This is a genomic window from Sphingomonas sp. (assembly GCF_035758555.1).
Lineage (GTDB): Bacteria > Pseudomonadota > Alphaproteobacteria > Sphingomonadales > Sphingomonadaceae > Sphingomonas_B.
In genome coordinates this window covers 1-9,788 of the sequence record NZ_DASTXI010000048.1, presented here as the reverse complement: position 1 = coordinate 9,788, position 9,788 = coordinate 1, and the positions used below count along the sequence as shown (strand labels likewise).

Annotated in this window: 11 protein-coding genes; 5 read left to right on the top strand and 6 right to left on the bottom strand. The window is 68.1% G+C overall.

What is annotated here, in order from left to right; all coding sequences use genetic code 11:
* The coding region (locus VFT73_RS02810) for an acetyl-CoA C-acyltransferase (RefSeq protein WP_326408631.1) at window positions 1–1,121 on the bottom strand (1,121 nt) is incomplete at its 3' end.
* A 12-nt stretch (window positions 1,122–1,133) separates the two neighbouring features.
* The gene (locus tag VFT73_RS02805; protein ID WP_326408630.1) at window positions 1,134–1,595 is read right to left on the bottom strand and encodes a MaoC family dehydratase; all 462 of its coding nucleotides are present in this window, start codon (window positions 1,593–1,595) and stop codon (window positions 1,134–1,136) included.
* Between the two features lie 85 nt (window positions 1,596–1,680).
* On the opposite strand from VFT73_RS02805, the gene putA reads away from it, so the two are divergent.
* Window positions 1,681–4,701 carry a bifunctional proline dehydrogenase/L-glutamate gamma-semialdehyde dehydrogenase PutA gene (putA, locus tag VFT73_RS02800; protein WP_326408629.1) on the top strand — a complete coding sequence of 1,007 codons (3,021 nt, stop codon included), beginning with the start codon at window positions 1,681–1,683 and terminating at the stop codon, window positions 4,699–4,701.
* Window positions 4,702–4,860: 159 nt separating this feature from the next.
* Here putA and VFT73_RS02795 read toward each other — a convergent pair whose 3' ends face one another.
* The 3 genes from VFT73_RS02795 to VFT73_RS02785 are packed head-to-tail and all read right to left on the bottom strand — an operon-like array spanning window position 4,861 to window position 7,134.
* Complete coding sequence (locus tag VFT73_RS02795) at window positions 4,861–5,586, bottom strand: extensin family protein (RefSeq protein ID WP_326408628.1); 726 nt, start codon at window positions 5,584–5,586, stop codon at window positions 4,861–4,863.
* A 1-nt stretch (window position 5,587) separates the two neighbouring features.
* Entirely contained in the window at window positions 5,588–6,241 is a 654-nt protein-coding gene (locus tag VFT73_RS02790; protein ID WP_326408627.1) for an NUDIX hydrolase, read from the bottom strand.
* Window positions 6,238–7,134, bottom strand: coding sequence for a LysR family transcriptional regulator (locus VFT73_RS02785; RefSeq protein WP_326408626.1), 897 nt, complete (start codon window positions 7,132–7,134; stop codon window positions 6,238–6,240). Before VFT73_RS02785 ends, VFT73_RS02790 begins: the two co-directional genes overlap by 4 nt.
* 86 nt (window positions 7,135–7,220) lie before the next feature.
* Between VFT73_RS02785 and VFT73_RS02780 the strand changes: the two genes are divergently transcribed.
* Both VFT73_RS02780 and wrbA read left to right on the top strand, forming a co-directional pair.
* Window positions 7,221–7,925, top strand: a complete 705-nt coding sequence (locus tag VFT73_RS02780) for a pirin family protein (RefSeq protein WP_326408625.1) — start codon at window positions 7,221–7,223, stop codon at window positions 7,923–7,925.
* An 82-nt stretch (window positions 7,926–8,007) separates the two neighbouring features.
* Window positions 8,008–8,586, top strand: a complete 579-nt coding sequence (gene wrbA / locus VFT73_RS02775) for an NAD(P)H:quinone oxidoreductase (RefSeq protein WP_326408624.1) — start codon at window positions 8,008–8,010, stop codon at window positions 8,584–8,586.
* Here the strand turns inward: wrbA and VFT73_RS02770 are convergent.
* Entirely contained in the window at window positions 8,583–8,729 is a 147-nt protein-coding gene (locus tag VFT73_RS02770) for a hypothetical protein (protein WP_326408623.1), read from the bottom strand. The two genes, wrbA and VFT73_RS02770, sit on opposite strands and share 4 nt — an antisense overlap.
* Window positions 8,730–8,816: 87 nt before the next feature.
* On the opposite strand from VFT73_RS02770, the gene VFT73_RS02765 reads away from it, so the two are divergent.
* Together VFT73_RS02765 and arfB are read left to right on the top strand one after the other, a co-directional pair.
* Window positions 8,817–9,455, top strand: coding sequence for an RluA family pseudouridine synthase (locus tag VFT73_RS02765; protein ID WP_414712777.1), 639 nt, complete (start codon window positions 8,817–8,819; stop codon window positions 9,453–9,455).
* Window positions 9,448–9,788 (top strand): alternative ribosome rescue aminoacyl-tRNA hydrolase ArfB (arfB, locus tag VFT73_RS02760; RefSeq protein ID WP_326408621.1); only part of this gene is annotated, 341 nt, incomplete at its 3' end. The genes VFT73_RS02765 and arfB, both read left to right, overlap by 8 nt.

Here is a 9,788-nt window from a genome sequence, read left to right as displayed (position 1 = left end):
ATGACGTATTTGGCGCCGCGGCGCTTGCCCTCGATCAGCGCATGGCCGGTCATGCGCGCGCCCGACATGCCATAAGGGTGGCCGATCGAGATCGCGCCGCCGTCGACGTTCAGCAGCTCGTTGGGAATGCCGAGCTTGTCGCGGCAATAGAGGACCTGGACCGCAAAGGCCTCGTTCAGCTCCCACAGGCCGATATCGTCCATCTTCAGATTGAACCGGTCGAGCAGCTTCGGAATCGCGAAGACCGGGCCGATGCCCATTTCGTCAGGCTCGGTACCGGCCACGGCCATGCCGACATAGCGGCCGAGCGGGTTCAGCCCGCGCTTCTCCGCCACTTTCGCTTCCATCAGCACCGACGCGGAGGAACCGTCCGACAGCTGCGACGCGTTGCCCGCGGTGATGTTGAGATCGGGGCCCAGCACCGGCTGCAGCGCCTTCAGGCCCTCCAGCGTGGTTTCCGGCCGGTTGCCTTCGTCCTTCGCGAGCGTCACTTCCTTGTAGGAGACTTCCTTCGTCTCCTTGTTGACGACGGCCATGTTGGCAGTGACGGGCACGATCTCGTCGTCGAACCGGCCGGCCGCCTGAGCGGCGGCGGTGCGCTGCTGCGACTGGAGCGCATATTCGTCCTGCGCGTCGCGGCTGATGCCGTAGCGCTTCGCTACGACTTCCGCGGTCTGCAGCATCGGCATGTGAATGTCCTTGTGCATCGCCACCAGCTCGGGGTCTGGCGCGACGCGCATCTGCGGCGTCTGGACAAGGCTGATGCTCTCGACGCCGCCGCCGATCGCCACGTCCATATTGTCGACGATGATTTCCTTCGCCGCGGTCGCGATCGCCATCAGGCCGGACGCGCATTGCCGGTCGACCGACATGCCGGAAACGGTGACGGGGAGCCCGGCGCGCAGCAGCGCCTGACGTGCGATGTTGCCGGCCTGGTGACCCTGCTGCAGCGCGGCGCCGAACACCACGTCCTGCACCTCGGCCGGATCGATCTTCGCGCGCTCGACCGCAGCGCGAATAGAATGCGCGGCAAGGCTCTGGCTCGGCAGGTTGTTGAACGCCCCGCGATAGGCGCGGCCGATCGGGGTGCGGGCGGTCGAAACGATAACAGCGTCGCGCATGGGTTTACTCCGTTAGATGAAAAACTGGCCGATCCATTCGGCGATCAGGGCAGGCTTGTCCTCGCCCTCGATTTCGACGGTGACTTCGCTGGTCTGCTGGCATTGGCCGGGGCGCTTCTCGTCGAACGCGAGCAGCTTGAAATGGCCGCGCACGCGCTTGCCGGCACGCACAGGAGCAAGGAAGCGGAGCCGATCGCTGCCGTAATTGACGCCCATCTTGATGCCGCCGACCCGGGGCATATCCGTCAGCTGATTGAGCAGCGGCAGCAGCGACAGCGTCAGGAAACCGTGCGCGATGGTGCCGCCGAACGGCGTCAGCTTCGCCTTTTCCTGATCGACATGAATGAACTGATGATCGCCGGTCGCGTCGGCGAATTTGTCGATCATCGGCTGGTCGATGGTGACCCATTCCGACGTGCCCAAATGCTGCCCGACCAGCCCTCGATATTCGTCGATGCTGACAGTCTTTCCCATGCTCTTCCCTAACCCGATATTCTGCCGCATAGGCGCCGCTCCATCCCCTGAAATCAAGCGCCCGGCAAGGGCGGCATCGAGAGCCATGGATTCCGCAACGTCATCCTTTCATGCTGAGCTGAAGCGGCTGCATCGCGCACCCGAACCTGAGGTGCTGAAATCGCTGCTTGCGGACGCGCGACTCACGCCCGCGGAGCGCGAAGGGGTGGTGCAGGTGGCGCTCGGATTGCTCGCCGATCTGCGCGCCGCGCAGTCGAGCGGCTGGGTCAACCAGTTCCTGCAGCAATACCGGCTGAATTCGTCGGAAGGCGTAGCTTTGCTCTCGCTCGCCGAGGCGTTCCTGCGCGTGCCCGATCCCGAGACCGCGGACCAGCTGATCGCCGACAAATTCGGCGACGCCGATTGGAGCGCGCACAAAGGCAAGAGCTCGTCCAAGCTGGTCAACACCGCGACCTGGGGGTTGGTGATCGGCAAGGCGTTGGTCAGCGATAGCGGGCAGGGCGGCGTGCTCCGCCGGCTGATCGCCCGCGCGGGCGAGCCGTTCGTGCGCCAGGCGGTCGGCGCGGCAATGAAGATGATGGGCGAGGTTTTCGTGATGGGCCGCACCATCGACGAAGCGATGCGGCGGATGAAGAAGCCCGAAAATCGCGGCTTCACCGCCAGCTTCGACATGCTGGGCGAGGCCGCGCGTACCTTCCCCGACGGCCAGCGCTATTTCGACGCTTATGCGAACGCGATCGATGCGGTCGGGGCCGATCCGGCCGCGGGCCACTCGATCTCGGTCAAGCTGTCGGCGCTGCACCCGCGCTATGAAGTGCCGCAATGGGACCGCTGCGTGCCGGCGCTGACCGAAATGCTGGAAGCGCTCTGCGTCCAGGCGGCGAAGAAGAACATCGCGCTGACGGTCGACGCCGAGGAATCGGAGCGGCTCGAAATGAGTCTGCAGATCATCGAGACCGTCGGGCGGCTGCCGGCGCTTAAAGGCTGGGACGGCTATGGCATGGCGGTCCAGGCTTATGGCAAGCGCTGCCGCGCCGTGATCGGCTGGGCCGACGCGCTGGGGCAGGAGACGGAGCGCCGGATGCACGTCCGCCTCGTCAAAGGCGCTTATTGGGACAGCGAGATCAAGCGCACGCAGGAAGCGGGGCTTTCCGATTATCCGCTGTTCACGCGCAAGGCGGCGACCGACGTGTCCTACCTTGCCTGCGCAAAGGACATGCTCGCGGCGAAGGGGATCGCGCCCGCCTTTGCCAGCCACAATGCGCTGACCGTCGCGACGATCGTCGAATGGGCCGGCAAGAGCCGCGATTTCGAGTTCCAGCGGCTGCACGGCATGGGCGAGGGTCTGTACGAGCGGCTGGTCCGCGAGGAAGGCTATCACTGCCGCATCTACGCGCCGGTGGGCGGGCACCGCGATCTGCTCGCCTATCTGGTTCGGCGGCTGCTGGAGAATGGCGCCAATTCCAGCTTCGTCCACCAGCTCGCCGACGAGCGGCTGACCGACGAGGAATTGCTTGCCGATCCGGTCGAGAAGATCGCCAGGGTCGGTGGCGAACGCCACCCGAGCATCCCGTTGCCGCGCGATCTGTTCGCGCCCGAGCGGCGGAACAGCGAGGGGGTGGACCTGCAGGACAAGGACACGCTTGCTGCGGCCGCTGCAGCCATCGAAAAGCCTCCGCTCGTCCCGAGCGAAGTCGAGGGGCGCGGGCCCCGCAGTTCGGAGAAGCGCCCCTCGACTTCGCTCGGGACGAGCGAGATGGTTGCGAGGGCGCAGCAAGCCTACCCCGCCTGGACCGCGCGTCCCGTGTACGAACGCGCGGCCTGTCTCGAACGGCTCGCGGACCTGCTGGAACAGCACCGCACCGAGCTGATGGCGATCTGCGTCCACGAGGCGCGCAAGACGCTTCCCGATGCGCTCGCCGAAGTCCGCGAGGCGGTCGATTTCTGCCGTTACTATGCCGAGCAGGCGCGCGGCTATCTGGTGCCGATCGAGCTGCCGGGGCCGACCGGCGAGCGCAACGTGCTGCGCCACGAAGGGCGCGGAGTCTGGGCGACTATCGCGCCCTGGAATTTCCCCCTCGCGATCTTCCTCGGCCAGACCGTGGCCGCGCTGGTCGCCGGCAATGCCGTCGTTGCGAAGCCTGCGCCGCAGACGCCGCGCATCGCCGCACGCGCGGTCGAGCTGGCACATGAAGCGGGCGTTCCGGAGGACGTGCTCATCCTGGCGCCGGGCGGACCCGAGGTCGGCGCGGCATTGGTCGCCGATCCGCGCGTGGCGGGCGTCGCCTTCACCGGATCGACCGCGACTGCGCGCAAGATCGCGCGGGAACTGCTGGCGAACGAAGACCGGCCGCTGGTGCCGCTGATCGCCGAGACCGGCGGCGTCAACGCGATGATAGTCGATTCGACCGCGCTTGCCGAACAGGTTGTGCAGGACGTGGTGACGTCCAGCTTCCGCTCGGCCGGTCAGCGCTGCTCGGCTCTGCGCCTGCTGTTGCTTCAGGAGGAGATCGCCGAGTCCACGCTGGAGATGCTGGCGGGCGCGATGGACACGCTGATCGTCGGCGACCCGGCCGATCCCGCGACCGACGTCGGCCCTGTCATCGACCGCCAAGCCTATGACAATCTGATGGGCCGCCGCGAGGCGATGCGGAACAGCTGGATCAAGACGATTGACGTGCCGGCCGAAGGCAATTTCGTGCCGCCGACCGCGATCCGGCTGCGCAGCATGGACGACCTGAACCGCGAATGGTTCGGGCCGCTGCTCCACGTCGCGACCTGGAAGGCGGGCGAGCTGGAGCGGACGATCGAGCACATCAACGCCAAGGGCTTCGGGCTGACCATGGGGCTGCACAGCCGCATCGCGCGCTCGGCGGAGACGGTCGAGGCGCTGGCGCGGGTCGGCAACCTCTACGTCAACCGCTCGATGATCGGCGCGATCGTGGGCAGTCAGCCGTTCGGCGGCGAGGGCTTCAGCGGAACCGGCCCGAAGGCGGGCGGACCACACTACCTGCCGCGCTTCTGCGCCGAGCGCGTGACGAGCACCGACACCACCAGCTCGGGCGGCAACGCGACGCTGCTGAGCCTGGACGACATCGGGTTCTAGCCCCTCTCCCCTTGCGGGAGAGGGAGGGGCCCGCTCGCCGCAGGCGAGTGGGAGGGTGAGGGGGAGCGAGCGGCCACGCTCGCTGCGCTTCGCTCTGCACCCCTCACCCCGCTCGGCTTCGCCGAGTCGCCCTCTCCCGCAAGGGGAGAGGGGCTATGGCTACCGGCACGCCCGCCAGCCCATCTCGCCGCGCGCTGCCTGGTCGAGGTGCAGATGGTCGCGGTGCGCCGCATTATAGTCCGGGCTCAGCACCGTCGCGAAGACCTTGCACGCGCCGTCCCGCACTTCGCGCAGGAAGGCTTGCTGCTTGGGCGTGCCGTTCCAGCCGTTGACGATAGTGATCCGCCGCCCGTCGCTCAGCCGGAAGCCGGCGATGTCGACGGCGTTGGCGCGGGCATGCTCGCTCCAGTCGCCGGTCGGGCGGCCGTACAGGCGGCGGCAGGAATAACTGCCGAAATGGTCGATCGCCGTTACGCGCCCGCCGAAAATGCGCTCGGCCGCCGGCTGGACGATCTGTCGTTCCCACACCGCCAGTCCAGCCGCCACCGGACAGGAGACGTCCAGCCGCTCGGGCCGGAAATCGACCGGCAGCGCACCGCCTTCGCGCAGGCGCACGGCGACATAGGCGCATTGCCCCGAGCCGCCGGGCGGCAGCATGCGGTAGCGTACGCCGGCGCGGAACAGCAGCGTCTCGCATTTAGGTGTAGCGTCGGCGAGCGCCGCGATCTTGCGGCCGGTGAACATCCCGATTTCCTGGGTCAGGTCGAGCTCGGTGAACGGCGAGTCCGCCGGATGCGCGCGGGTCCAGACCAGATACCAGCAGATCAGCGCGATCAGGATCAGCGCCACGACCAGCGCGCGGGCGAGGCGGCGCGCGATGCGCATCTCAGCCCCGCATCACGCTCGTCCATTTCTCCGCCGTCACCGGATAGCCGAGGCCGTCGGGGATGCAGAGCCAGGGGCCATCCTCGCGCTCTTCGTGGAACGGCGTGATCGGGACGATGGGATGGGCGAGGGCGTGGGCGACCGCCGCGTCGAAGCTGTCGAATTGGGCGAGCCGCTCGAGGTTGCGGCGGGTGGGGAAGATGATCTCCGCCTCGCCGCGGTCGCACATCGCGAGCACGTCGGCGGCGCTTGACCAGAAGGCGCGCACTGTCTCGCCGCCGTCGACCTGCGGCTCGGGCGCATCGACGGGCACCTGCGCGATGTAGAAGCGGGTGTCGAAATTGCGCGCCTGTCGGTGCTTGGGCAGCCAGCGCGCGAACGGCGTCAGGTCGTGGATGCCCAGGCCGAAATCGAAGCCCACTTCCTCGACAGTCTCGCGCAGCGCGGCGATCCGCGCGGCGGCATCGTCTTCGGCAAGACCGGGATGCTGCGCGGCGCGGACACGGTCTTCCGGGTCGATCCGGCCGCCGGGGAAAACGAGTGCACCGCCGGCAAACACCATGCCCGCCGCCCGCTGGGTGATCAGCAACTCGGGCGCGGCACCGGCGCGATCACGGAACAGGACGAGCGTGGCGGCGGGAATCGCTTCGATCATTGGACGGGCTTGCCGGAGAAATGCCCGACAAGGAAGCGGATCAGCGCCTCGACCCGCGCGGGCCGGAGCGGATTGGGCGGCGTGACCAGATGCAGCGCGATCGGCGGTGGAGCCCAGTGGGTCAGCACCGCTTCCAGCGTCCCCTCGGCCAGGTCCGGCCCGACGATGAAGTCCGGTAGCACCGTGACGCCGAGCCCGGCGCGAAGTGCCGGCAGCATGGCTTCGCCGCTGCTCGAGCGGAGCGGGCCCTCGGGGCGGACCGAAACCTGCTCCCCCCCGGGGCCGGTGAAGCGCCAGGTCTCGCTGTTCGCGTAGAGGATGCAGCGATGCTCGGCGAGCTCGGCCGGGTGGACGGGGCGGCCATGCGCGGCGAAATAGGCGGAGCTGGCGACGACATGGGCGCGGATCGGCATCAGCCGGCGCGCGCGAAGCGAGCTGTCGGGCAGCTGTGCGATCCGAAGTGCGACGTCGATGCCCTGTTCGACCAGATCGATCTTGCGGTCGTCCAAACACAGGTCGATGGCGATGCCCGGGTTTTCGCTCAGGAATTCGGCGATCGCGGGTGCCACGCGCTGCAGGCCGAAAGTCATCGGCGCGGCGAGCCGCACCAGCCCCTTGGGCGCGCTGGCGGCGTCGCTGGCTTCCTCCTCCGCGCAGACCGCTTCGTCCAGGATGCGTTGCGCACGGGGTGCAAGCGTCCGCCCGGTCTCGGTCAAGGTCAGCGTGCGCGACGTCCGGTGGAACAGACTCGCGCCCAGATGCGCTTCGAGCCGGGTGACCGCCTTCGATACCGTCGCCTTGCTGAGGCCGAGCGCGCGCGCGGCGGCGCTGAACGAGCGGTGCTCGACCACGGCGGCGAAGATCGCCCAGGCTTCGAAGTCAGGCAGGCGCATATTTCGAAACGATGAGTTTCCGACGTTTCTCTTTCTGATCCGATCCTGCGCGCTATCTCAGTCGCAAGCAAGTCGGGAGACTGACCATGATTGAAAAACGTTCGTTCGAAAGCCTGGGCCATGCCGATCACGGTTGGCTGAACGCCCGGCACCATTTTTCCTTCGCCAATTATTACGACCCGGGCCGGATGGGCTGGGGAAGCCTGCGCGTCTGGAACGACGACGAGATCGCCGCGAACAGCGGCTTTCCGCCGCACCCGCACCGCGACATGGAGATCATCACCTATGTCCGCCAGGGCGCCATCACCCACCAGGACTCGATGGGCAATACCGGGCGCACCGCGGCCGGCGACGTGCAGGTGATGAGCGCCGGAACGGGCGTGCGCCATGCCGAGTATAATCTGGAGCCGGAGACCACGACCCTGTTCCAGATCTGGATCGAGCCGAAGCGGCCGGGCGGCGCACCGAGCTGGGGCGCGAAGCCGTTCCCGAAGGGCGACCGCTCGGGCCGGTTCGTGACGCTCGCCAGCGGCTTCGCCGAGGAGATCGAGGCCGGCGCACTGCCGATCCGCGCGGACGCGCGGGTGCTCGGCGCCACGCTGAAGGCAGGCGAGAGCCTGGATTATGCGCTCGGCGAGGGCCGCCACGCCTATCTCGTGCCCGCCACCGGCGCGGTCGAGGTCGACGGCACTGCCCTCGGCGCCCGCGACGGCGCGGCGCTCACCGGCGGCGACACCATCCGCATCACGGCCCGCGAGGACGCGGAGCTGGTGATGGTGGATTCGGAATAACCTGCTCCGTTCGCTTCGAGCGAAGTCGAGAAGCGTATCTCGACTTCGCTCGATACGAACGGACTAAACTGGAGCGAATACAATGCCCAAAGTCCTTGTCCTCTATTACTCCACCTACGGCCATATCGCGCAGATGGCGGATGCGGTCGCGGAGGGCGCGCGCGAAGGCGGCGCTCAGGTCGATATCCGCCGCGTGCCGGATCTGCCCGGCATCCCCGCCGCGCGGCCCGATGCGCCGGTCGCGACGATCGACGAGCTCGCGGATTATGACGCGATCGTGGTCGGCACCGGCACGCGTTTCGGCCGGATGAGCGGGCCGATGGCGATGTTCCTCGATCAGGCCGGCGGCCTCTGGGCGTCGGGCGCACTGAACGGCAAGGTCGGCGCGGCCTTCGCGTCGTCGGCCACGCAGCATGGCGGCAACGAGGCGACTTTGTTCTCGATCATCACCAACCTGTTGCACTTCGGCCTGACGGTGGTGGGGCTGGACTATGGTTATGCCGCCCAGATGGGCCATGACGAGGTCGTCGGCGGAGCCCCCTACGGCGCGACCACCATCGCCGGCGGCCGCGGGGAACGCCAGCCGAGCGATGCCGATCTGGGCGGCGCCCGCCATCTCGGCCGGAGGGTGGCCGAAACGGCAGGCAAACTCTTCGGTTAGGCCGGTGCTGCCCGTGCGCTCCCGTCCTCCTGCCCCGGCAGGAAGCGGCGGGAGCGGCGGATGCACCAGCTCAGCAGCGGCGGATTGGTCCGCAGCAGGCGGACCAGGCGGCGGCGCTTCGCATAATCGGCGGTCCAGAACATCGGCCGTCTCCGGCTTGCCCCCGCGACTCGGCCCATTCCGTTCGCGGTGCATGTTCAATGGCCCGATTCGCGGCTAGGCGCTGTGCCGTGGTTAACACCCTTTTCATCGATGCCGAGGCGCTGGTGATCGACAAGCCCGCGGGGCTGCCGGTCGACCGGCCGAAGGACGGCACGCCGGCGCTTGCCGACATGGTCGACGATCTGCGCTTCGGCTTTCAGCGGCCGCCCGGCATCGTGCACCGGCTCGATCGCGACACCAGCGGCTGCCTGCTGCTCGCCCGCAACCACGGCGCGCACCGGCGCTTTTCCGCCGCCTTTGCGAACGGGGAGGTGAAGAAGACCTACCTCGCGGTGCTGGACGGCGTGCCCGAAGCGGAAGAAGGCGTGATCGAGCTGGCCTTGTCCAAGATCAGCACTGCCGCGCAGGGCTGGCGGATCATCCCGGCGAAAAAGGGCAAGCCCGCCGTCACTCATTGGACCCTGCTCGACGTGAAGGATGGCCGCGCGCTGGTGCGGTTCGAGCCGCAGACCGGGCGGACGCACCAGCTTCGCGTCCATGCCGCGAGTGGGCTCGGCCTGCCGATCACCGGCGATCCGACCTACGGACGGGGCGGCCCCACGATGCTGCTCCATGCCAGCCATATCGTCGTGCCGCGCCACAACAAGCCGGCGATCGACGTCGAGGCGCCGCTGCCGGAACGGTTCGGGGCGTTCGCGCATGGCTAGGGTCGAATGGCCGCCGCTGCCGGAGGACGCGCTCGAGGAACGCTTCCTCGCTGCGACCGGCCCGGGCGGGCAGAACGTCAACAAGGTGGCGAGCGCGGTGCAGCTGCGCCTCGACGTATTCGCGCTGCGATTGCATCCGGACGTCTATGCGCGGCTGAAGAGCCTAGCCGGCAGCCGCTGGACCAAGGAAGGCGAGATCGTCGTCATGGCCCGTGCCCACCGCACCCAGGACGCGAACCGCGCCGAAGCCCGCGAGCGGCTGGCGGAGCTGGTCGGCAAAGCGCACCTCGCGCCCGCCAAGCGCAAGAAGACGAGGCCGAGCAAGGCGGCCAA